A 22,247-nucleotide genomic window follows, 5' to 3' on the forward strand; every position below is an offset into this window, starting at 1 on the left:
GCGGCGACCTCAGCCCGGGGGCCGGCCAACGGGTGGTCCCCCCAACGCCCCCCCCCCCCCCCCCCGGGGGGCCCCCCCCCCCCCCCCGGGGGGCCCCCCCCCCCCCGGCTCGTCGAAGGGTTCGGTCAGAGGGCGAGGCCCGTCAGCACCAGCACCCGCTCGTAGGTGTAGTCGTCCATCGCGAACTTCACGCCCTCGCGGCCGACTCCGGACTGCTTCACACCGCCGTACGGCATCTGGTCGGCGCGGTAGGACGGCACGTCACCGATCACGACACCGCCGACCTCCAGCGCGCGGTGGGCGCGGAAGGCGGCCTGGAGGTCGTGCGTGAACACACCGGCCTGGAGCCCGTACTTGGAGTTGTTGACGGCGGCGAAGGCGGCGGCCTCGCCGTCGGCCTTCTGCACGGTGAGGACGGGCCCGAAGACCTCCTCGCAGGAGACGGTCACGTCGGCCGGCACGTCGGCGAGGACGGTCGGCGCGTACGAGGCACCGTCGCGCTTGCCGCCGGCGAGCAGCGCGGCACCGGCCTCGACGGCCTCGTCGACCCACGACTCGACACGCTTGGCGGCGTCCTCGCTGACCAGCGGCCCGACGTCCGTCGTGGCGTCGGACGGGTCACCGGTGACCTGGGCCTCTACGGCGGCGACGATACGGGGCAGCAGCCGCTCGTACACGGACGCGTCGGCGATCACGCGCTGCACGGAGATGCAGGACTGGCCGCCCTGGTAGTTCGAGAAGGTGGCGATGCGGGTCGCGGCCCAGTCGAGGTCCGCGTCGCTCGCGAAGTCGGCCAGCACGACGGCGGCGCCGTTGCCGCCCAGCTCCAGGGTGCAGTGCTTGCGCGGCACCGAGTCCATGATCGCGTAACCGACCTTCTCGGACCCGGTGAAGGAGATGACGGGCAGCCGCTCGTCCTGGACCAGGGCGGGCATCCGCTCGTTGGAGACGGGCAGGATGCTCCACGAACCGGCGGGCAGCTCGGTCTCGGCGAGCAGGTCACCGATGATGAGGCCGGACAGCGGGGTCGCGGGCGCGGGCTTCAGGATGATCGGCGCGCCGGCGGCGATGGCCGGGGCGATCTTGTGGGCGCACAGGTTCAGCGGGAAGTTGAACGGCGCGATGCCCAGCACGACACCCTTGGGGAACCGGCGGGTCAGCGCGAGCCGGCCCTGACCACCGAGGTCGGTGTCGAGGCGCTGCGCCTCGCCGCCGTTGAACCGGCGGGCCTCCTCGGCGGCGAACCGGAACACGGACACCGCGCGGCCGACCTCGCCGCGGGCCCACTTGATCGGCTTGCCGTTCTCGGCGGAGATGAGCTGCGCGATCTCCTCGGTGCGCTCGACGAGGCGGCGCGACACGTGGTCGAGGGCGGCGGCGCGTACGTGGGCCGGGGTGGCGGCGAACTCGTCCCGCACGGCGTACGCGGCGGCCACGGCCTCCTCGACCTGGGCCTCCGTCGGGACGCTGACCTGGCCGACGAGCCGGCCGTCCCACGGAGAGGTGACGTCGAAGGTGGTCTCACCGGTGGCCTGGCGGCCGGCGAGCCAGAAAGCGTGGGTGGAAGTCATTGTGCGAGTCCGGCCCTTCCGCGTTGGGGGTGTCGTTCTTGGTTTTCCACCCCCACGGTAGGGCCGGGGTGGCCGGGGGACGTTTGTCCGACTCGTAGCAGTCGAGGTGGGAGGTGCGCCGCTTTGGCAGGGGCGGAAAGGAGCCACCGGCCCCGTGAGGGGCGCGAGGAACTGCGCGACAAGCCACTGCCCCGCACCCATAAGACAACCCAGGGGGTCTGGGGGCGCGGCCTCCAGGGACCATGGGGGTCCCCCCGCTCGAGCGAAGCCGAGAGTGGGGAAGGGTAGGGGCGGAGGGGCGAAAAAACCGCCTACTCCTCCGTCCCCGCCGTGGCCTTCAACGCCAGCCAGAGCTCCATCCGCACATCCGGATCGTCCAGCGACCGCCCGAGGATCTCCTCGACCCGCCGCATGCGGTACCGCAACGTGTGCCGGTGGACACCCAGATCCGCGGCCGCCGCGTCCCACTGCCCATGCCGCGACAGCCACGCCCGCAGCGAGGCCACCAGATCCCCCCGCCCGGTGGCGTCATGCTCGTGCAGCGCGCGCAGCAACCCGTCCGCGAAGGCCCGTACGGCGTCATCGGCGAGTAGCGGCAGCACGGACCCGGCCGCGAGCTCCTCGTGCTCCACGAGGAAGCGCCCGCGCCGTCGCGCCACGGACAGGGCCTGCTCGGCCTGCTTGTAGGCCGCCCCCGCGGCGATCGGCCCGGAGGGCGCCGACAGACCCACCACCAGCTCGTCCTCGTCACCGCCCGGCTGCTCCCGGGCAGCCGTCCGCGCGGCCTCCAGCGCCACCGCGTACTCCCCGCACGCGGCGACCGCCGCGCCCCCGTCCACCGCGAGTACGACGAGCCGCTCACCGTCCGGTACGACGAGCACGGACTCACCGGACCGGGCCGCCGCGGACTCGACGACCTCGGCCAGCCCGCCGAGCGGGTCACCGTTGGTCTCGGGGACGGTGACGGCGGCGGCCGAGAGGGCCGGCGCGGCCACGCGCGCGTGCCCGTCCGCGTGCACCCGCGCGGCCGACGCGGACGCCGACTCGGCGAGGATCAGCCGGAAGGGCGCGTCGAGCAGCGCGCCGTACAGGTCCCCGGCGACGGCCCGGGCATGATCGGGTTCCCCGGCGAGCAGCATCCGCAGCACTGCCGCGCCGATCCGCTGCTCGGCCGCGTGCAGCGACCGCGACCGCTCCGTGGTGAGCGTCAGCAGGGCGATGGCGGAGTGCACCGCGTACCGCTCGGCGGTGCCGAGGGCGGCGGCCGTTCCGACAGCGAGCGCGGCGCGCGGGCGCCGCCCGGTGCCGAGGGAGTGCAGTTCCACCCGGTCTTCGCCACCGACGACGGAGCTGGCGGGCGCGGGCCGCTCCCGCAGCCGCTCCACGTCGGGCGTGAGCCGCGCGGCCCGGCGCCCCGCCCACTCGGGCGCCGAGGCGACGACGGAACCGGACGCGTCGTACAGCGCCGCCCATCCGTCGACCTGCCCGGCGAGCGCGGCGAGCAGCCCCTCGGGTCCGTCGTTCAGCGCCCGCTTGGTCAGCTCGCGCTGTGCGGCGAAGCCGGCCGTGACCGCGCGGTACTGGTCCGCGGCGATGGCGGCCGAGACGGCCTTGCTGATGGCGAGGAAGGGTGTCCGCCGGGGCACCTCGAGCAGGGGCAGTCCCTCCTCCTGGGCGGCGTCGACGAGCGCCTTCGGGATCTCCTCGTAGTTGACCCCCACGGCGAAGCCGAGCCCGACCACCCCGGCTCCCACCAGGCGCTTCACATAGCGCCGCATGGTCTCGGGGTCCTCCGCGTCCAGCTTGAGCGCGGTGATCAGCAGCAGCTCCCCGCCCTCCATGTACGGCACGGGGTCGGCGAGCTCGCTGGCGTGCGCCCAGCGGACGGGCACGTCCAGACGGTCCTCGCCCGCGCGCACGGTCAGCTTGAGCGCGGAATGGTGGACGAGCGCGGCGAGCGTGGGGGGCATGAGGCCTTCTGGTCTGTGTGATCTTTGTGATCTTTTGGCCGCGACGTATGAACGGCCTGTGTCGATTCTGCCTCACCGTACGGTCACCGGGTGACCGCATGTCCATACGTCCTGTTCAGCCCGGCGGCCCCGGCCTCCGTGGCATACGCCGCTCAGCTTCACGAACCCGGCCCCTGCGGCACGCGCCGCTCAGCTTCACGAACCCGGCCCCTGCGGCACGCGCCGCTCAGCCCCGCAGATCCACCAGCAGCGGTGGCGCGTGCTCGCCCTTCACGCTGGTGAGCGACAGCACCGCGTGCCCCGGGGGCACCCCGTGTGCCAGCTCGGACGCGGACCACCGCTCCCGCTCGACCTGCCGCACGGTCACGGCCCGGGCGGTCGGCGCGTGTCCGGTGATCACCCTGCGCAGCATGTGCACCGCCTTGCCCGCCGGGGTCTCGGCGATGATCTGCCGGTCGGTGACGTCCCGCGCCTCGGTCCACTCCTTGCCCCAGACCTCGGCGAAGTCCTGCCCGTCCCAGGGGGTGAGCCCGGACAGCGCCATACGGCACCCGATGGCCCCCAGCAGCGGGCTGCGCAGTGCGCGCGGGGCGTCGTCGAGGGTACGGAGCGTCAGCACGGCCCCGGCGTTGCCGGACCGCAGCCGCTGGAGCCCCCGTACGGCCTCCGGTGTCACGACGCCTGTCGCGTCGTCGAGCACCAGACAGGCGAACAGCGAGCGGTCCTCCCGCACGGCGACGCTGGCCGTGAACTGCGCGAGCACGAGCCGCGCCAGGATCCGCGAGGCGTCGGCGTGCCCGCGCTGGGGCAGATCGATCCGTACGCGCACGGGGTGATCGAGGGCCCGCAGCGAGAAGGGCCGGGACTGCCCGGACGTGTCGAAGAATCCGGCGAAGGCCGGCCGGTCGAGCAGCGCCACCCGGTCCGCGAGCACGCTCCCGACATCCCCGGGATGCCCCAACTGCCGCTCCCGCGCGTCGAGTTCCCGCAGCAGCGACTCCTGCCGGCCGTCCTCCAGCGCCTTGCGCAGCGCGCCGAGGGGTCCGGGAGCGCCGTCGAGCAGCTGCCGCAGCTCCGGCACGGACGGGAAGCGGCCGTGGACGGCCTGGAAGGGCCCCAGCAGCTGCGCGAGCACCGTCGTCGACCGGCGGCTGTCACCGCCGGGGTGCGGATCGGCGAGGTCTCCGACGAGCGCCTCGGCGAGCACGGCCGCGGCTTCGTCGGGGTCGGTGGTCCCGCCGTACAGATCGAGGTCGTAGACGGATTCGGGATGTCCGATCCGTACGACGACGTCGTACGCGTCGACGGGCCCGAGCCCGGCGCCCGCGGCACCCACCACGACGACCGCGGCCCGCCCGGCGAGCGCGTGCAGGCACAGCGACTCGGCGAGCGGCCAGACGATGCCGCCGGTCTTGCCCGACCCGGCCGGTCCGACGGCGAGCAGTGAGGTGCCCAGCAGATCGGGTCCGAGGGCGAGTCCGGTGCCGCGATAGGCGTACGGATTGCGCGGGTCGTCGGCCGTGGTGCCGAGCCGCACCTGTCCGGTCACCAGGTCGTGCCGTGCGAGCCGCCCGGGCAGGTCGCGCTCACCGGAGGGGTGCACACAGGCGGCGGCCCCGTCCTTCAGCACGGCCCCCGTGAACGTGGCGAGGCTGTGCCGTCCACTGCGGACGCCCTGCCAGGCGCGGGCGATCCGGGCGTGGTCGACGTCGCGCATCAGCCCGGCGTGGGCTTCGGCGGCGAGCCGGTCGGCGGCGTCGCTCGCGCCCGCGGCGCGGAGCTGGTTCCACTGGGCGGGGTCCTCCTCGGGCGCGGGCGGCCGTTCGGTCACGGGGGCGGCGCGCTGCCAGGCGGGCAGTCCGTAACGCCGCCACACCTCACCCCAACGGCCGAGTCGCCCGACCCCGATCATGATGACGAGGGCGATCAGCGTGTAGTAGCCGTACCAGAGGAACGCGTTCCCGACGCGGTCGCCGCTGTGCCGCCAGGAATCGGGGGTGAAAAGCTCCAGCGGCAGCACCCACCAGCCGCCCAGATATCCGTTCCACAGCAGCGACCAGATGAGCCACCCCACCAGGAACGCGATCACGGCACCGCTCAGCAGCTGCCGCGCCGGAATCCGCTCCGGCTCCTCCTCCGGCCGCGGCCGGTGCCCGAACCGCCACACGCCGGGCGCCGCCTCGGGCCGGGGTGCCCGCAGCCATGCCAGGAAGGCGGACCCGTCCGGCAACGGCGGCACCCCGGGAGCCCGGGTGGGGCGGGGCGGTGCGGCAGGCACGTCGGGCGGCGCCAGCCGCTCGTCCGGCGGCCCCGCCGGACGCGGCACAGGATTGGCATGCGTGCCCCGCGCGTCCTGCGTCCCGTCGCTGTCCATCGCCCTTGCCCCCTGACCAGCCGCTCCGTGCGTTCCGCGAGTCAATCTAGTGCCCCTGCGGGGCGAGTTCACCGTTTACCGGGCCGGGTCCGCATGTAGACCGGGCCGGATCCACGTGGAGATCGGGCCGGGTCCGCGTAGAGATCGGGCCGGGTCCGCGTAGCGGCGAGAGCGTCGGACACCCGTCTCTCTATGTCCACCACGGACAACCGAATCCGCCGACAACGCCCACATGGAGCATGCCCACCCCCCATCCCCGGCCCTAGCCTGCGAAGAAAGAAGTCAAGCGTCCGAAAACACCCCCGCCCGGAGCACCCGGCCGGCCGGAACAACCGGCTCACCGGATCCCTCCGGTTCGCAAGATCATCAGGGAGCCCCTCATGACCGCACTTCCGCAGGAGCGCCGCGTCGTCACCGCCATCCCCGGCCCGAAGTCGCAGGAGCTGCAGGCCCGCCGTACCGCCGCGGTCGCGGCCGGTGTGGGGTCCGTGCTCCCTGTGTTCACCACGCGCGCCGGCGGCGGCATCATCGAGGACGTCGACGGCAACCGCCTGATCGACTTCGGTTCCGGCATCGCCGTGACGTCGGTCGGCGCGTCCGCCGAGGCCGTCGTGCGCCGGGCCTCCGCCCAGCTCCAGGACTTCACCCACACCTGTTTCATGGTCACGCCGTACGAGGGCTACGTCGCCGTCGCCGAGGCGCTGGCCGAGCTCACGCCGGGTGACCACGCCAAGAAGAGCGCCCTCTTCAACTCCGGCGCCGAGGCCGTCGAGAACGCCGTCAAGATCGCCCGTGCGTACACCAAGCGCCAGGCCGTCGTCGTCTTCGACCACGGCTACCACGGCCGTACGAACCTCACGATGGCGCTGACCTCGAAGAACATGCCGTACAAGAACGGCTTCGGCCCGTTCGCGCCCGAGGTCTACCGCGTCCCGGTCGCCTACGGCTACCGCTGGCTGACCGGCCCGCAGAACGCCGGTGCCGAGGCCTCCGCGCAGGCCATCGACATGATCAACAAGCAGATCGGCGCCGACAACGTCGCCGCGATCATCATCGAGCCGCTGCTCGGCGAGGGCGGCTTCATCGAGCCTGCGAAGGGCTTCCTTCCGGCCATCAGCAAGTTCGCCAAGGACAACGGGATCGTCTTCGTCGCGGACGAGATCCAGTCCGGCTTCTGCCGCACCGGCCAGTGGTTCGCCTGCGAGGACGAGGGCATCGTCCCGGACCTGATCACCACCGCCAAGGGCATCGCCGGCGGCCTCCCGCTGGCCGCCGTCACCGGTCGCGCCGAGATCATGGACGCCGCGCACGCGGGCGGCCTCGGCGGCACCTACGGCGGCAACCCGGTGGCCTGCGCCGGTGCGCTCGGCGCCATCGAGACGATGAAGGAGCTCGACCTCAACGCCAAGGCGAAGGCGATCGAGGCCACGATGAAGTCCCGCCTCTCCGCGATGCAGGAGAAGTTCGACATCATCGGCGACGTCCGCGGCCGTGGCGCCATGATCGCCATCGAGCTGGTCAAGGACGCCGCCACCAAGGAGCCGAACCCGGAGGCGACCGCCGCGCTCGCCAAGGCCTGCCACCAGGAGGGCCTGCTGGTCCTGACCTGTGGCACCTACGGCAACGTCCTCCGCTTCCTGCCCCCGCTGGTCATCGGCGAGGACCTCCTCAACGAGGGCCTCGACATCATCGAGCAGGCCTTCGCCCGCATCTGACGCCCGTCTGACACGCATCAGACGCCCCACCCGCCCCAGTACCGCGATCCGGCCGCCACCTCGGCGGATTCCACTTGATTCCGGTGCTGGGGCGGCGGCGGTCAGAGCGTGTGAAGAACGTGTGCGAGGTGGATGACGGGACGCGATTCCGTCTGTCGGAGCCCCAGCCCCTGCCGTAGGTTCTACCCAGATGAGAGATACACCCCGCCCACAGGGGACTGTGGGCGACACCGGGTCGAGGCCTCCCCAGCTTCGCTCTGGTCGTGCCCTCGCGCACACACCCGGAGCTTCCGGCTCCGGTTCTCCTCACCGATCGGACAGTCGCTCGCCCCAAACCCCCCGGGGCGCGCGACATTCCGATCTGGACGGCCGCCTCGGAACCACCCCCCCTGTTCCGGGGCGGCCGACCTTCCTCCCCGGCCTCCAGGTCCTCCTCCTCGGCCTCCCGGGCCTCCTCTTCGCGCTGATCACCTGGCAGGTCGCCGCCCACGGCCCCCTCGCCCGCGCGGACGCCCGCCTCAGCGACTCCCTGGTCCACCCGGACCGTCTCTCCGAACTCCTGGCCGACCTCGGCAGCGTCACGGTCGCCGTCCCGGTCCTCGCGGTGGTCCTCGCGTACGTGGCCGTCCGCGCCCGCCGCGCCGGTACGGAGCGCTGGTGGCTGCCGTCCACCGCGGCGGCGGCCGTGATGGCCGCCGTCCCGGCGCTGATCGTGCCCCTGAAGGAGACCGTCGCCCGTACGGGCCCTCCGGTCATGGGCCCGGGCACGGGCTTCTACCCCTCGGGCCATACCGCGACCGCCGCCATCGCCTACAGCGCCGCGACGCTGCTTCTCCTCCCCCGGCTGCGCACCCCGTACGCCCGCCGCGTCCTGATCCTCACCTGCCTCGCCCTCAACGCCCTCGTCGCCTTCGGCCTGATCCACCGCGGCTACCACTGGCCACTGGACGTGGTGGCGAGCTGGTGCCTGTCCGTGATCCTGCTTCGGCTGATGGTCCTGGTCGTCGGGCGCTACGGTCGGGATGCGGCGGAGGGATAGCCCGGCCGGCGTCGGCGTCGGCGTCCGCGTCCGCGTCGGCATCGGTTCGGTGCCGGCGTCGTTGTCGGTATCGGTGTCGGTGGGTCCGACGTCGGTGCTCGGCGCTCCGGGGAGCGCCGAGCGGACGGTGGTGCTCGCGACGATGTTCAGGGCCGTGCTGGACCGAGGTCTCAGCCGAAGTAGCCGTCGAAGTTCTTCTGGAACTCCCAGCTCCCGTACCGGTCCCAGTTGATCGACCACGTCATCAGGCCGCGCAGGCCGGGCCAGGTGCCGTGGGTGGCGTACGAGCCGCAGTTGGTCTTCTTGGTCAGGCAGTCGAGGGCCTTGTTCACCTCTGTCGGCGGTACGTAGCCGTTGCCGGCGTTGGTCGAGGCGGGCATGCCGATGGCGATCTGGTCGGGACGCAGGGGCGGGAAGACGTTGTTGGCGTCGCCCGCCACCGGGAAGCCGGTCAGGAGCATGTCGGTCATGGCGATGTGGAAGTCGGCGCCGCCCATGGAGTGGTACTGGTTGTCGAGGCCCATGACCGAGCCGGAGTTGTAGTCCTGGACGTGCAGCAGGGTCAGGTCGTCGCGCAGGGCGTAGATGACGGGGAGGTACGCACCCGCGCGCGGGTCCTGGCCGCCCCACTTCCCCGTGCCGTAGTACTGGTAGCCGAGCTGGACGAAGAAGGTCTCCGGGGCCATGCTCAGGACGAACTTCGAGCCGTACTTGGCCTTCAGGGTCTTCAGCGCGGAGATGAGGTTGACGATCACCGGGGTGGTCGGGCTCTTGAAGTTGGTGTCGCTCGCGTCCAGGGAGAGCGAGTGGCCCTCGAAGTCGATGTCCAGGCCGTCCAGGCCGTAGGTGTCGATGATCTTCGAGACGGACGAGACGAAGGTGTCCCTCGCCGCCGTCGTCGTCAGCTGGACCTGGCCGTTCTGGCCGCCGATCGAGATCAGGACCTTCTTGCCGGCCGCCTGCTTGGCCTTGATCGCCGCCTTGAAGTCGGCGTCGCTCTCGACCGTCGGGCACTCGGTGACCGGACAGCGGGTGAAGCGGATGTCGCCGGAGGTGGTGGAGGTGGGTTCGCCGAAGGCCAGGTCGATGACGTCCCAGCTGCCGGGGACGTCTGCCATCCGGGTGTAGCCGGCGCCGTTCGCGAAGCTCGCGTGGAGATAGCCCACGAGGGCGTGGGCGGGGAGGTCGGAGGAGCCGCCGCCCGAGCCGGCGGAGGTGGTCGCGGTCACCGTCGCCGACTTCGCGGACTCGCCCGCGTCGTTCGTCGCGGCGACCTGGAAGGAGTACGCCGTGGAGGCGGAGAGGCCGCTCACCGTCGCCGAAGTGCCCGTGGCCGTCTGGACTTTGACGCCGTCGCGGTAGACGGCGTAACCGGTGGCGCCGGCCACCCCGGACCAGGACAGGGCGACGGAGGACGACGTGACCGTGCCGACCGCGAGGCCGGTGGGGGCGGCCGGGGGCTGCCCGGCGTCGACGCCGGGGCCGACCAGGGACAGGTCGTCCGCGTAGTAGGTGCCGGTGCCGTACCAGCCGTGCGTGTAGATCGTGACCCTGGTGGTGGACGCGCCGGTGCGGAAGGTGGTGGTGAGCTGCTGCCAGTCGGTCGCGGACTGGGTCCAGGTGGAGACGTCGGTGGTGCCGGTGCCGCTCGCGCCGAGATAGACGTAGCTGCCGCGGACGTAGCCGGAAAGGGTGTACTGGGAGTCGGGTTTGACGGTCACCGTCTGCGAGCACTGCGCGTAGTCGCTGCCGGCCGGGGTCGCCTTCAGCGCGGAACCGCCGCTCCTCACCGGTGAATTGACGGTACTGGCCGCCGTGCAGGTCCAGCTGTCCAGGCCCGACTCGAACCCACCGTTCCTGGCGAGGTCCGCGTCGGCCGCACGGGCGGCCGACGAGAGCGCGGCAAGGCCGGGTACGGCCAGGACGGTGGCCGTGCACACGGCGATGAGTCTGCGACGCAGGAACGGTCTGACGCGTCCGGAGCGGTCCACAACTGCCTCCAGGCATGGGGGAATTCAGGAGGGTGGAACGCGCCCAACTTGGTCCAGACCAATTCTGTTGTCAAGACCTCTGACGGACAACGGACCGCCCACTCCCACCGGGGTCCGGCCCCGGCACGGCTACCGGTCCTCGTTTCCGGCGAGACCCGCCGCCGCCTCGTGCATGGCCAACTCCAGCAGTGCCGGATCGGTGAGCGTGCCGGACCCGTCCGGCGGGACCAGCCAGCGGACCCCGCCGGTCGACCGTCCCGGGTAGGGCACCACGATCCATGTACCGCGACCCGCTGTGCGCACCCCCGTCCCGAGCCACCGGGCCGCGGTCCCCGCGGGGACGAAGAAGCCCATCCGGGCGTCCCCGAAGTCGACCAGCACCGGGCCGGGTTGGTCGATCACGCGGGTCAGCACGTCGAGCGTCGGATAGCCGAGCTCGCCCGGCAGGATGAGTACGTCCCAGGCCTTGCCCGCCGGCAGGAGCGCGACCCCCAGGGGATTGCGCTCCCACTCCCACCGGCAGGCCTCGGGATCCGGAGCCACGGATGCCAGCCACTCGACCGCCGTCTTAGCCCCTGTCATGGCGGAACCTCCCTCTCTCGTGTCGACGCTGGTCGCGTCACAGGGGAGAGCGAGGTTCGGGCCGGGCATTACGCGGGTTCTGAACAATTGTTGATAGTGAGGCGGGTCACACTGGAACGCTGTCGGCTGTCAGCTGTCACGGCTGCCACCGAGCGGCGGCCACGGCTGTCAGCTGTCACGGCTGCCACCGAGCCGCGGCCGCGACTGTCAGCGCGCGGTCACGGCTGTCAGCGATCTGCGGTCACAGCTGTCAGCGCTGCGGTCACGGCTGTCAGCTGTCGAAGCCCAGCCCCAGCTTGTCCATCGTCTTCAGCCACAGGTTGCGCCGGCCTCCGTGCGTGTCCGCCCGCGCCAGCGACCACTTGGTGAGCGCGATGCCGGTCCAGGCGAGGGGCTCGGGCGGGAACGGCAGCGGCTTCTTGCGGACCATGTCCAGCTCGGTGCGTTCCGTGCGCTCGCCCGCCAGCAGGTCGAGCATCACGTCCGCGCCGAACCGGGTGGCGCCCACGCCGAGGCCGGTGTACCCCGCCGCGTACGCGACCTTGCCCTGGTGGGCGGTGCCGAAGAAGGCCGAGAAGCGCGAGCAGGTGTCGATCGCGCCGCCCCAGGCGTGGGTGAAGCGGACGCCCTCCAGCTGCGGGAAGCAGGTGAAGAAGTGCCCGGCGAGCTTGGCGTAGGTCTCCGGGCGGTCGTCGTACTCGGCGCGCATCCTGCCGCCGTACGGGTAGATCGCGTCGTAGCCGCCCCACAGGATCCGGTTGTCGGCGGACAGCCGGAAGTAGTGGAACTGGTTCGCCGAGTCCCCGAGGCCCTGGCGGTTCTTCCAGCCGATGGACGCCAGCTGGTCGGCGCTGAGCGGCTCGGTCATCAGCGCGTAGTCGTAGACCGGGACGGTGTACGAGCGGACCCGCTTGATCAGGTTCGGGAAGATGTTGGTGCCGAGGGCGACCCGGCGGGCACGGACCGAGCCGTACGGGGTGCGTACGGCCATGCCGGCGCCGTGCGGCTTCAGCTGGAGCGCGGGGGTGTGCTCGTACACCCGCACCCCGAGGTCCAGGCACGCCCGCTTCAGACCCCAGGCGAGCTTGGCGGGGTGGAGCATGGCGACGCCGCGGCGGTCGTACAACCCGGCGAGGAATGTCGGTGAGTCGACTTGTTCCCGTACGGCGTCGGTGTCGAGGAACTCGACGCCGTCCGCGAGGCCCTCGCGCTCCAGCTCCTCGTGCCACTCGCGCAGTTCGGCCGCCTGGTGCGGCTCGGTGGCCACGTCGATCTCGCCGGTGCGCTCGAAGTCGCAGTCGAGGGAGTAGCGGGCGACGGCCGCCTCGATCTCTTCGAGGTTGCGGGCGCCCAGCTCCTCCAGCTTCTTGATCTCGCCCGGCCAGCGGGTGAGACCGTTGGCCAGGCCGTGGGTGAGGGAGGCGGCACAGAAGCCGCCGTTGCGGCCGGAGGCGGCCCAGCCCACCTCACGGCCTTCGACGAGGACCACCTCGCGCGCCGGGTCGCGCTCCTTGGCGATCAGCGCGGTCCACAGCCCGCTGTAGCCGCCGCCGACGACCAACAGGTCGCAGGTCTCGGCGCCGGTGAGCGCGGGCTCGGGGTGGGGCTTGCCGGGGTCGTCCAGCCAGTAGGACACCGGCTGGGCGTCGGAGAGAGACTTCGTCCAATGATTCCCACTTGTCATGGCGCTTGGGGCCATGATTTCAACTCCCTACAAGGGTGACGAGCGTTATGCCTTTTGCCTGTTCCGGCGATTGCCGATGACCATTCCGGCCAGGACGAACAGTACGGCGACGAGGAACATGGCCGTACCGATGACATTGATCTGAACGGGTGTTCCGCGCTGTGCCGAACCCCAGACGAACATGGGGAAGGTGACGGTCGAGCCCGCGTTGAAATTGGTGATGATGAAATCGTCGAAGGAGAGCGCGAAGGCGAGCAGCGCGCCCGCGGCGATTCCGGGGGCCGCGATGGGCAGGGTGACCCGCAGGAAGGTCTGCGCGGGACCGGCGTACAGGTCCTGTGCGGCCTGCTCCAGGCGCGGGTCCATCGACATGACGCGTGCCTTGACGGCCGTCACGACGAAGCTGAGGCAGAACATGATGTGGGCGATGAGGATCGTCCAGAATCCCAGCTGTGCACCCATGTTGAGGAAGAGGGTGAGCAGCGAGGCGGCCATGACGACCTCGGGCATCGCCATCGGCAGGAAGATCAGCGAGTTCACGGCGCCGCGGGCGCGGAAGCGGTAGCGGACCAGCGCGAAGGCGATCATCGTGCCGAGGATGGTGGCTCCGATGGTCGCCCAGACGGCGATCTGCAGGCTGATCGAGAGCGAGCCGCACATGTCGGCGACCCCGCACGGGTCGCGCCAGGCGTCGGTCGAGAACTGCTGCCATTCGTAGTTGAAGCGCCCCTTCGGCTTGTTGAAGGAGAACACCGTGACGATGACGTTGGGCAGCAGCAGATATCCGAGCGTCAGCAGTCCCGCGATGACGACGAGATGACGCTTGAGCCAGCGTACGAAGGCCATTTAAACCAGATCCTCCGTCCCGGACTTGCGGATGTAGAGCGTGACCATGATGAGGATCGCGGCCATGAGAATGAAGGAGAGCGCGGCGGCCGTCGGATAGTCGAGAATCCGCAGGAATTGCGTCTGGATGACGTTGCCGACCATCCGGGTGTCCGTGGAGCCGAGCAGATCGGCGTTCACGTAGTCACCGCTGGCCGGGATGAAGGTCAGCAGCGTGCCGGAGACGACACCCGGCATCGAGAGCGGGAAGGTGACCTTCCGGAAGGTCGTGAAGGGCGCCGCGTACAGGTCGCCGGCCGCCTCGTGCAGCCGTCCGTCGATCCGCTCCAGCGAGGTGTAGAGCGGCAGGATCATGAACGGCAGGAAGTTGTACGTGAGTCCGCAGACCACCGCGAGCGGTGTGGCGAGGACGCGGTCGCCGGCCGTGAAGCCCAGCCAGTTGGTGACGTCCAGGACGTGCAGCGAGTTCAGGGCTCCGACGACCGGGCCGCCGTCGGCGAGGATCGTCTTCCAGGCGAGCGTACGGATCAGGAAGCTGGTGAAGAACGGCGCGATCACCAGGATCATGATCAGGTTGCGCCAGCGGCCCGCACGGAAGGCGATCAGATACGCCAGCGGGTAGCCCAGCACCAGGCACAGGATCGTCGCGGCACCGGCGTAGAGCACCGAACGCAGGAACTGCGGCCAGTAGTCCGCCAGTGCGTTCCAGTACGTCTGGAAGTGCCAGGTGACCTTGAAGCCGTCCTCCAGGGAACCCGTCTGCACGGACGTGGAGGCCTGGTAGATCATCGGCAGCGCGAAGAAGACGACCAGCCAGAGGAGGCCGGGCAGGAGCAGCCAGTACGGGACGAGCCGGCCGCGCTTCTTGGGCGGCTTCTCGGCGGGTTGCGGCGCGAGCGGCGGCGCCTCGGTGACGGCGGCCATCAGGCGGCCTCCTCGTCCACCGTCTCGACGCCCGCGTCGATGTCCTGCGCCGCGTCCAGGCCGAAGGTGTGCGCGGGGCTCCAGTGCAGGACGACCTCGGCGCCGGGGGTGAGCCGGGCGTCGCGGTCGATGTTCTGCGAGTAGACCTCGAACTCGGGGCAGACGGCGCTGTCTATGACGTACTGCGTGGAGACGCCGATGAAGCTGGAGTCGGCGATCCTGCCGGTGATCCGGTTGCGGCCCGCCGGGATCTCGCCCGCGTCGTCGGCGTGCGTGAGGGAGATCTTCTCGGGGCGGACGCCGACCAGGACCTTGCCGCCGGTCGTCGTCGGGGCGGAACATCGCGCCTGGGGCAGGTTGAGCTTGCCGCCGCCGGCCTTGAGGACGATCTCGTCGCCGCTCTTGGAGTCGACCTCGGCCTCGATGAGGTTCGAGGTGCCGAGGAAGTTGGCGACGAACGTGGTGTTCGGGTTCTCGTAGAGGTCGGCGGGCGCACCGAGCTGCTCGACACGGCCCGCGTTCATCACGGCGACCGTGTCGGCCATGGTCATGGCCTCCTCCTGGTCGTGCGTGACGTGGATGAAGGTGATGCCGACCTCGGTCTGGATCCGCTTGAGCTCCAGCTGCATCTGGCGGCGCAGCTTGAGGTCGAGGGCGCCGAGCGGCTCGTCGAGGAGCAGCACCTTGGGGTGGTTGATCAGCGCGCGGGCCACCGCGACGCGCTGCTGCTGGCCGCCGGAGAGCTGGTGCGGCTTCTTGCGCGCCTGCTCACCGAGTTGTACGAGATCGAGCATGTCCTCGACCTGCTTCTTCACCGACTTGATGCCGCGCCGACGCAGGCCGAAGGCGACGTTCTCGAAGATGTCGAGGTGCGGGAAGAGGGCGTACGACTGGAAGACGGTGTTCACCGGCCGCTTGTAGGGCGGCAGGTTCGTGACCTCCTGGTCGCCGAGGAAGACGGTGCCGGAGGAAGGTTCCTCCAGGCCCGCGATCATCCGCAGGGTGGTGGTCTTGCCGCAGCCCGACGCGCCGAGGAGGGCGAAGAACGAGCCCTGGGGCACCGTCAGGTCGAGCGGGTGTACGGCGGTGAAGGCGCCGTAGGTCTTGCTGATCCCGGAGAGGCGGACGTCGCCGCTGCTGTCGTTGGTCATCGTGGTCACGCCCCTGTGAGCTTCGCGAACTTCTCTTCGTAGGCCGTCTCTTCCTTCTGCGTCAGCGAGCGGAAGGCGTGGGACTTGGCCTGCATGGCCTTGTCGGGAATGATCAGCGGGTTGTCCGCCGCCGACTTGTCGATCTTGGCGAGCGCGTCCTTCACTCCGTCGACGGGACAGACGTAGTTGATGTAGGCGGCGAGCTCGGCGGCCGGCTCGGGCTCGTAGTAGTAGTCCATGAGCCGTTCGGCGTTCGTCTTGTGACGTGCCTTGTTGGGGATCAGCATGTTGTCCGTGGACGTCAGATAGCCGCTGTCCGGGATGATGAAGTCGACGTCCGGGCTGTCCGCCTTGAGCTGGACGACGTCACCGGCCCAGGCGACACAGGCCGCGAGGTCGCCCTTGGTGAGGTCGGAGGTGTAGTCGTTGCCCGTGAAGCGGCGGATCTGGCCCTTGTCGACGGCCTTCTGGAGCCGGGCGATCGCCGCGTCGAAGTCGTCGTCGGTGAACTTCGCCGGGTCCTTGCCCATGTCGAGCAGCGTCATGCCGATGCTGTCGCGCATCTCCGAGAGGAAGCCGACGCGCCCCTTGAGCTTGGGGTTGTCGAGCAGGTCGGAGATGGACTTCACCTCCACGCCGTTCAGCGCCTTCTTGTTGTAGGCGACGACGGTCGAGATGCCTTGCCAGGGGTACGAGTAGGCGCGGCCCGGGTCCCAGTCGGGATCGCGGAACTGGCCCGACAGGTTCGCGTACGCGTGCGGCAGGTTGGAGGCGTCGAGCTTCTGCACCCAGCCGAAACGGATCAGCCGCGCGGCCAGCCAGTCGGTGACGACGATGATGTCGCGCCCGGTGTCCTGGCCCGCCGCGAGCTGCGGCTTGATCTTGCCGAAGAACTCGACGTTGTCGTTGATGTCCTCGGTGTACTTGACCGAGATACCGGTCCGTTTGGTGAACACGTCCAGCGTGGGATGGTGCTTCCCGCTGTCGTCGACGTCCATGTACTCGGTCCAGTTGGAGAAGTTGATCGTCTTCTCCTTGGCCGAGTGGTCCTCGGCGGAGACGCCGCCCTGGGTCTTGCCGGCCGCGGGGATCCCGCAGGCGCTGAGCGCCCCGAGACCGCCGACGGCGAGCGCGCCGCCCGCGGAGGCGCGCAGCAGCGAACGACGGCTGAGGGAGGCCCTGCCGTTCCTGAAGCTGCGCCGCATGGCGGCCACTTGGGCCGGGGTCAGGCGTTCGGGCTCGTACTGCTCCATGCTCGTGGTGCCCTTTCGGGAGGGTCGCGGCCGTGGTCGCGGCCTGGTCTGGCACTGGGCCCCAGCCGGCGGTCGGCTAGGGGCGGTCCCCGAAGATCGTGCGGTGCCAGTCCTTCCTGGCCACCGCGGTGTTGTCGAACATGACGTGCTTGATCTGCGTGTACTCCTCGAAGGAGTAGGCGGACATGTCCTTGCCGAAGCCGGACGCCTTGTAGCCGCCGTGCGGCATCTCGCTGATGATCGGGATGTGATCGTTGACCCAGACGCAGCCCGCCTTGATCTCGCGGGTCGCGCGGCCCGCGCGGTAGACGTCGCGGCTCCAGGCGGAGGCGGCGAGTCCGTACGGGGTGTCGTTGGCGAGTGCGATGCCCTCGTCGTCGGTGTCGAAGGGCAGCACCACGAGGACCGGGCCGAAGATCTCGGCCTGCACGATCTCGCTGTCCTGGGCGGCGTCGGCGACGAGAGTCGGGGCGTAGAACGCGCCGCTCTTGAGGTCCCCCTGCGGGACGACTCCGCCGGTGACCACGCGCGCGTAGTCGCGGGCCCGGTCGACGAATCCGGCGACGCGGTCGCGCTGGGCGTGCGAGATCAGTGGGCCGAGGTCGGTGTCCGGCGCGAACGGGTCGCCCACCCGGACGCTCGCCATCAGGGCGGCCGTCTTCGACACGAACTCTTCGTAGAGAGGCCTTTGTACGTACGCGCGCGTGGCGGCCGTGCAGTCCTGCCCGGTGTTGATCAGCGAACCGGCGACCGCGCCGTTCACCGCGGCGTCCAGATCCGCGTCGTCGAAGACCACGAAAGGAGCCTTGCCGCCCAGCTCCAGGTGGAGCCGCTTGACGGTCGCGGTGGCGATCTCGGCGACGCGCCTGCCGACGGCGGTGGACCCGGTGAAGGAGGTCATGACGACGTCGGGGTGGCCGACGAGGTGCTCACCCACCTCCTTGCCCCGACCCGTGACGATGTTGATGACACCGTCCGGGATCCCCGCCTCCGTGGCCGCCTCGGCGAACAGCAGGGAGGTGAGCGGGGTCAGCTCGGCGGGCTTCAGGACGATCGTGTTGCCGGCGGCGACGGCCGGGAGGATCTTCCAGGCGGCCATCTGGAGGGGGTAGTTCCAGGGCGCGATGGAGCCGACGACACCGATGGGTTCACGGCGTACGTACGAGGTGTGGTCGCCGGAGTACTCGCCCGCTGACTGACCCTGAAGGTGCCGGGCCGCGCCCGCGAAGAAGGCGGTGTTGTCGATGGTGCCCGGCACGTCGAACTCGCGCGTCAGCTTGAGCGGCTTGCCGCACTGGAGCGACTCCGCCTGGGCGAATTCCTCGGCACGCTCGGCGAGCACGGCGGCGAAGCGGTGCAGCGCGTCGGAGCGATCGCCCGGGGTCGCGCCCGACCAGCCGGGAAACGCCTCGACGGCGGCGGCGACGGCCGCGTCGACGTCGACGGTGCTCGCCAGCTCGTAGGTGTACACCTCGTCGCCGGTGGCGGGGTCGACGACCGCGTGCGTGCGGCCGGAGGTGCCCTTGGTCAGCCGGCCCGCGATGTACTGCGCGCCGTCCGCGAAGCGGTCCTGCGCCTGGAAGCGATGGCCCGGATTGTGCATGTCGCTCTCCTCCGCCGTCCTCCCCGTTTTCCGGGGGTCGGCGTAGCTCCAGCTCGATTTGAGTGCCGATCCTGACAGAGCAAAGGGACTCCAACAAGTGATTCCGTTGTTGCCTTTTGGTTACGCGACGGAATCTGTCGACCAGGTGTCGAGTCCTCATGGAAAAGGCGGGACGGAATGTCAGTGGTGCGTGCCACAGTGGCATGCATGGGGAAGATCGATTCTTGGGAAGCGCTGGTCAGCGCGGTCCACTCGGGGGCGAAGGTCAAGTACCTGCACTTCTGGGGGCACCGCCCGCGGCCGGACGGCCAGGTGAGCGCGAGCTGTCTCAGCCAGTGGTGGCCGTCACCATTCGTGGTCGACGACGTCGAGTACGCGACGGCGGAGCACTGGATGATGGCGTCGAAGGCCCGGCTCTTCGGCGACGAGGAGGCGGAGCGCCGGGTTCTCGGCGCCGCGAGCCCCGCGCTCGCCAAGAAGGAGGGGCGGCTGGTGCGCGGCTTCGACGACGCCCGGTGGGAGCGCGAGCGGTTCGGGATCGTGGTCGAGGGCAGCGTCCACAAGTTCGCCGCCCACGCCGACCTGCGGGAGTTTCTGCTGGGCACGGGCGCACGAAGCGAGACGGGGGTCCCCTCGGCCGAAGGCGGCGGGAGGGTGCTGGTCGAAGCCAGCCCCATGGACCGTATATGGGGCATCGGCCTCGCGGCGGACGACGAGCGGGCCGCGGATCCCGAGCGGTGGCGGGGGCCGAATCTGCTCGGCTTCGCGTTGATGGAGGCGCGGGGGCGGCTGGGCTAGCCGTCCAGGAGAGACGCGGGCCCCTGCGGGGGCTTGGCCCCTACGGGGGCGCCTCTGCCTACGGCTACCTCTGTACGGCTGCTTCTGTGCGGCTGCTTCTGGTTCTGGACGGCTGCTTCGGTGCGGCTGCTTCTGGTTCTGGACGGCTGCTTCTGTGCGTTGCTTCTGTGCGGCTGCCCCTGTACAGCTACTCCCCTACAACCGCTCCGTGACGAGGGACGTGGAGAAGCCGTCGCCGCCACCGCCTGTATTGCTGTTGCCCGTGTCGTCGGGGACGACGATGAGGATCACGAGCATCGCGATGCCGAGGGCGATACCGACCGCTCCGCAGATGATCCCGGCCAGCGCCTGACCCGGGTTCGTCGCCTCACCCCGGCGTACCTTGCGGCGGCCGATCACCCCGAAGATCACACCGAGAATGCCCAGCACGATGGCGAGCGGCCACAGACAGAACACGACCGCCGCGAGGATGCCGAGCACCAGGGCGGCGGTGCCCATCCCGTTGCTCGGCGCCATCGGCATCGCGGGCCAGCCGTAACCGGGGCCACCGTGGTAGGCCCCGTGCGGCGGGGCGGGGGCGTACTGCGGATAGCCGTACCCGTACGGGAGCGGGCCCGGGCCATCGGGGGCGATGGGCGGCGGGGGGACGGGCTCTCCTGGAGCGGGCGAAGGGTAGGGGGTGGAGGCGGCGGGGGGTGCGAAGGGATTGTCGGCTATGGGAGGCCGGCCGGCCGGCGGTGCGAAGGGGTTGTCCCAGGGCCGGTGGGCGGAGGCGAGTGTCGGCTGGTCATGCGCGGAGGGAGGCGCGGGGGCGGCCCTTCCGGTGGAGGGGGCCGTGTCCGCGGGCGGTGCCCAGGGGTTCGGCGAGGGACTTCCCGGGCGCGGCTCGGCGATGGCCTTGTCCAGGGGGACCTTGGGAGCGGGGGCCGCGGGTTCGTGACGGGGGTCCGGCGTGCGGTTCGCCGCGGGGGCGGCCTCGGAACCAGCCGTACGGTTCTCCGCAGGGGCGGGCTCGGAACCGGGCGTACGGCTTTCCGCGGGCACCGCGGGGTCGGGCTCGGGAGCCGGCGTGCGGTTCGCCGCGGGGGCGGGCTCGGGACCCGGCGTAGGGTGCTCCGCCGGCACCGCATCCTCCGGCTCGCCACCCGGCGCAGGGGCGCCCTCCGCGGGCCCCGCATTCTGCGGAGCAGCCTGAACCCGCTGGTCCTGCGGAACCCCCTCGGCCGGAGGGGCTCCCTGGTCCGCAGGGGCTCCCCGGTCCGGCGGAGTCCCCTGGCCCGGCGGAGCCCACGCGGCAGCGTCGCGTGGCGCTTCCGGCGTCCCGGCGTCGTCGGACATGCGCGGGGTCCCCTCTGTCGTACGTTCCGTCATGCTACGGCCCCAGGGTGTGTCACTCGGATCCCGCCCGGGAAGCGGGGACGCCGCCCGGATCCGGAGGACAGGCCGGTGTCACTCGGATCCCGCCCGGGAAGCGGGGACGCCGCCCGGATCCGGAGGACAGGCCGGTGTCACTCGGGTCCCGCCCGGGAAGCGGGGATGCCGCCCGGAGGACAGGCCCGGGCCGAGCCGCAAAGGCCGCCGCCTACGATGATCCCTGAGTCACCGATCAGCCGATCACCCGCGTCCCGCCGACCACGGTCCCGGGACGCCGTTCCGGGGAGGAACCCTTGACCGACCAGCACACCGCCCGCGAAGACGCCCGCGATCTGCACGCCTTCATCGCCGGTATGCCCAAGGCCGAACTGCACGTGCACCACGTCGGCTCCGCCTCCCCGCGCATCGTGTCCGCCCTCGCCGCCCGGCACCCCGACTCCTCGGTGCCGACCGACCCCGAGGCCCTGGCGGACTACTTCACGTTCACGGACTTCGCCCACTTCATCCAGGTGTATCTGTCCGTCGTCGACCTCATCCGCACCCCAGAGGACGTACGGCTGCTGACGTACGAGGTGGCGCGGGACATGGCCCGGCAGCAGGTGCGTTACGCCGAGCTGACCATCACCCCGTGGTCCTCCACCCGGCGCGGTATCGACGAGGGCGCCTTCATGGAGGCGATCGAGGACGCGCGCAAGGCGGCCGAGGCCGAGCTCGGTGTCGTCCTGCGGTGGTGCTTCGACATTCCGGGCGAGGCCGGGCTCGAGGCCGCCGAGGAGACCGTACGGCTCGCGACCGACGACCGGCTGCGGCCGGAAGGGCTGGTCTCCTTCGGGCTCGGCGGACCCGAAATCGGCGTACCGCGACCGCAGTTCAAGCCCTACTTCGACCGGGCGATCGCGGCCGGGCTGCGGTCGGTGCCGCACGCCGGTGAGACGACGGGCCCGGAGACGGTCTGGGACGCGCTGAACGACCTGCGCGCCGAGCGCATCGGGCACGGCACCACTTCCGCGCAGGACCCCGAGTTGCTCGCCCACCTCGCCGAGCACCGGATCGCCCTGGAGGTCTGCCCGACCTCCAACATCGCCACCCGCGCGGTCCGCACCCTCGACGAGCACCCCATCAAGGAGTTCGTGCGGGCCGGGGTTCTCGTCACCATCAACTCCGACGACCCGCCGATGTTCGGCACCGACCTCAACAACGAGTACGCGGTCGCCGCCCGCCTCCTCGACCTCGACGAGCAGGGCCTCGCCGCGCTCGCCAGGAACGCGGTCGAGGCGTCGTTCCTCGACGAGCCCGGCAAGGCGAAGCTCGCCGCGGAGATCGACACCTACGCCTCGACGTGGCTCGCGCCCTGACATGCCGGACCAGCACA

At 70.9% G+C, this 22,247-nt stretch carries 16 protein-coding genes; 4 read left to right on the top strand and 12 right to left on the bottom strand.

Features of this window, described 5'->3' with window-relative positions; all coding sequences use genetic code 11:
- Positions 1 to 125 precede the first annotated feature (125 nt).
- The 3 genes from ACFVXA_RS20455 to ACFVXA_RS20465 all read right to left on the bottom strand — a co-directional run bounded on the left by ACFVXA_RS20455 (position 126) and on the right by ACFVXA_RS20465 (position 5,915).
- A complete protein-coding gene (locus ACFVXA_RS20455) occupies positions 126 to 1,571 on the bottom strand; it encodes an aldehyde dehydrogenase family protein (protein WP_362029216.1) in 1,446 nt (481 codons plus the stop codon).
- Positions 1,572 to 1,882: 311 nt separating this feature from the next.
- Entirely contained in the window at positions 1,883 to 3,541 is a 1,659-nt protein-coding gene (locus ACFVXA_RS20460) for a PucR family transcriptional regulator (RefSeq protein WP_389469488.1), read from the bottom strand.
- A 226-nt stretch (positions 3,542 to 3,767) separates the two neighbouring features.
- Positions 3,768 to 5,915 (bottom strand): ATP-binding protein, encoded by a 2,148-nt coding sequence (locus ACFVXA_RS20465; protein WP_362029221.1) that lies wholly within the window; start codon positions 5,913 to 5,915, stop codon positions 3,768 to 3,770.
- Between the two features lie 380 nt (positions 5,916 to 6,295).
- Here ACFVXA_RS20465 and gabT point away from each other — a divergent pair, with 380 nt between their 5' ends.
- Complete coding sequence (gabT, locus tag ACFVXA_RS20470) at positions 6,296 to 7,630, top strand: 4-aminobutyrate--2-oxoglutarate transaminase (RefSeq protein ID WP_362029224.1); 1,335 nt, start codon at positions 6,296 to 6,298, stop codon at positions 7,628 to 7,630.
- Positions 7,631 to 7,820: 190 nt separating this feature from the next.
- Complete coding sequence (locus ACFVXA_RS20475) at positions 7,821 to 8,669, top strand: phosphatase PAP2 family protein (protein ID WP_362029227.1); 849 nt, start codon at positions 7,821 to 7,823, stop codon at positions 8,667 to 8,669.
- Positions 8,670 to 8,839: 170 nt separating this feature from the next.
- Here ACFVXA_RS20475 and ACFVXA_RS20480 read toward each other — a convergent pair whose 3' ends face one another.
- The 8 genes from ACFVXA_RS20480 to ACFVXA_RS20515 form a co-directional block, all read right to left on the bottom strand.
- Entirely contained in the window at positions 8,840 to 10,660 is a 1,821-nt protein-coding gene (locus ACFVXA_RS20480) for a chitinase (protein ID WP_384398908.1), read from the bottom strand.
- Positions 10,661 to 10,789: 129 nt separating this feature from the next.
- Entirely contained in the window at positions 10,790 to 11,242 is a 453-nt protein-coding gene (locus tag ACFVXA_RS20485) for a hypothetical protein (protein ID WP_362029232.1), read from the bottom strand.
- A gap of 271 nt (positions 11,243 to 11,513) precedes the next feature.
- A complete protein-coding gene (locus ACFVXA_RS20490; RefSeq protein ID WP_362029235.1) occupies positions 11,514 to 12,941 on the bottom strand; it encodes an FAD-dependent oxidoreductase in 1,428 nt (475 codons plus the stop codon).
- Between the two features lie 30 nt (positions 12,942 to 12,971).
- On the bottom strand, positions 12,972 to 13,772 hold the full coding sequence (locus tag ACFVXA_RS20495) for an ABC transporter permease (protein ID WP_384020141.1): 801 nt from the start codon (positions 13,770 to 13,772) through the stop codon (positions 12,972 to 12,974).
- Positions 13,773 to 14,696, bottom strand: coding sequence for an ABC transporter permease (locus ACFVXA_RS20500; RefSeq protein ID WP_383740059.1), 924 nt, complete (start codon positions 14,694 to 14,696; stop codon positions 13,773 to 13,775).
- A complete protein-coding gene (locus ACFVXA_RS20505) occupies positions 14,696 to 15,856 on the bottom strand; it encodes an ABC transporter ATP-binding protein (RefSeq protein WP_362029242.1) in 1,161 nt (386 codons plus the stop codon). Before ACFVXA_RS20505 ends, ACFVXA_RS20500 begins: the two co-directional genes overlap by 1 nt.
- The gene (locus ACFVXA_RS20510; protein WP_383906462.1) at positions 15,853 to 17,100 is read right to left on the bottom strand and encodes a spermidine/putrescine ABC transporter substrate-binding protein; all 1,248 of its coding nucleotides are present in this window, start codon (positions 17,098 to 17,100) and stop codon (positions 15,853 to 15,855) included. The genes ACFVXA_RS20505 and ACFVXA_RS20510 overlap by 4 nt, the downstream gene beginning before the upstream one ends.
- A 76-nt stretch (positions 17,101 to 17,176) precedes the next feature.
- Positions 17,177 to 18,703 carry a gamma-aminobutyraldehyde dehydrogenase gene (locus ACFVXA_RS20515; protein ID WP_389513950.1) on the bottom strand — a complete coding sequence of 509 codons (1,527 nt, stop codon included), beginning with the start codon at positions 18,701 to 18,703 and terminating at the stop codon, positions 17,177 to 17,179.
- A gap of 177 nt (positions 18,704 to 18,880) precedes the next feature.
- Between ACFVXA_RS20515 and ACFVXA_RS20520 the strand changes: the two genes are divergently transcribed.
- The gene (locus tag ACFVXA_RS20520) at positions 18,881 to 19,501 is read left to right on the top strand and encodes an NADAR family protein (RefSeq protein ID WP_384398912.1); all 621 of its coding nucleotides are present in this window, start codon (positions 18,881 to 18,883) and stop codon (positions 19,499 to 19,501) included.
- Between the two features lie 195 nt (positions 19,502 to 19,696).
- Here the strand turns inward: ACFVXA_RS20520 and ACFVXA_RS20525 are convergent, their stop codons facing one another.
- The gene (locus ACFVXA_RS20525; protein ID WP_390025912.1) at positions 19,697 to 20,626 is read right to left on the bottom strand and encodes a DUF4190 domain-containing protein; all 930 of its coding nucleotides are present in this window, start codon (positions 20,624 to 20,626) and stop codon (positions 19,697 to 19,699) included.
- 488 nt (positions 20,627 to 21,114) lie between these two features.
- Here ACFVXA_RS20525 and ACFVXA_RS20530 point away from each other — a divergent pair, with 488 nt between their 5' ends.
- A complete protein-coding gene (locus ACFVXA_RS20530) occupies positions 21,115 to 22,230 on the top strand; it encodes an adenosine deaminase (protein ID WP_383906480.1) in 1,116 nt (371 codons plus the stop codon).
- The last annotated feature ends 17 nt before the right edge of the window (positions 22,231 to 22,247 follow it).

This window comes from Streptomyces sp. NPDC058246 (genome assembly GCF_042881985.1).
GTDB lineage: Bacteria > Actinomycetota > Actinomycetes > Streptomycetales > Streptomycetaceae > Streptomyces.

Coding starts and splice junctions, on each gene's coding strand:
- ACFVXA_RS20455 (WP_362029216.1), bottom strand. CDS start 1,571: ATGACTTCCACCCACGCTTTCTGGCTCGCCGGCCGCCAGGCCACCGGT.
- ACFVXA_RS20460 (WP_389469488.1), bottom strand. CDS start 3,541: ATGCCCCCCACGCTCGCCGCGCTCGTCCACCATTCCGCGCTCAAGCTG.
- ACFVXA_RS20465 (WP_362029221.1), bottom strand. CDS start 5,915: ATGGACAGCGACGGGACGCAGGACGCGCGGGGCACGCATGCCAATCCT.
- gabT (WP_362029224.1), top strand. CDS start 6,296: ATGACCGCACTTCCGCAGGAGCGCCGCGTCGTCACCGCCATCCCCGGC.
- ACFVXA_RS20475 (WP_362029227.1), top strand. CDS start 7,821: ATGAGAGATACACCCCGCCCACAGGGGACTGTGGGCGACACCGGGTCG.
- ACFVXA_RS20485 (WP_362029232.1), bottom strand. CDS start 11,242: ATGACAGGGGCTAAGACGGCGGTCGAGTGGCTGGCATCCGTGGCTCCG.
- ACFVXA_RS20490 (WP_362029235.1), bottom strand. CDS start 12,941: ATGGCCCCAAGCGCCATGACAAGTGGGAATCATTGGACGAAGTCTCTC.
- ACFVXA_RS20495 (WP_384020141.1), bottom strand. CDS start 13,772: ATGGCCTTCGTACGCTGGCTCAAGCGTCATCTCGTCGTCATCGCGGGA.
- ACFVXA_RS20500 (WP_383740059.1), bottom strand. CDS start 14,696: ATGGCCGCCGTCACCGAGGCGCCGCCGCTCGCGCCGCAACCCGCCGAG.
- ACFVXA_RS20510 (WP_383906462.1), bottom strand. CDS start 17,100: ATGGAGCAGTACGAGCCCGAACGCCTGACCCCGGCCCAAGTGGCCGCC.
- ACFVXA_RS20515 (WP_389513950.1), bottom strand. CDS start 18,703: ATGCACAATCCGGGCCATCGCTTCCAGGCGCAGGACCGCTTCGCGGAC.
- ACFVXA_RS20520 (WP_384398912.1), top strand. CDS start 18,881: ATGTCAGTGGTGCGTGCCACAGTGGCATGCATGGGGAAGATCGATTCT.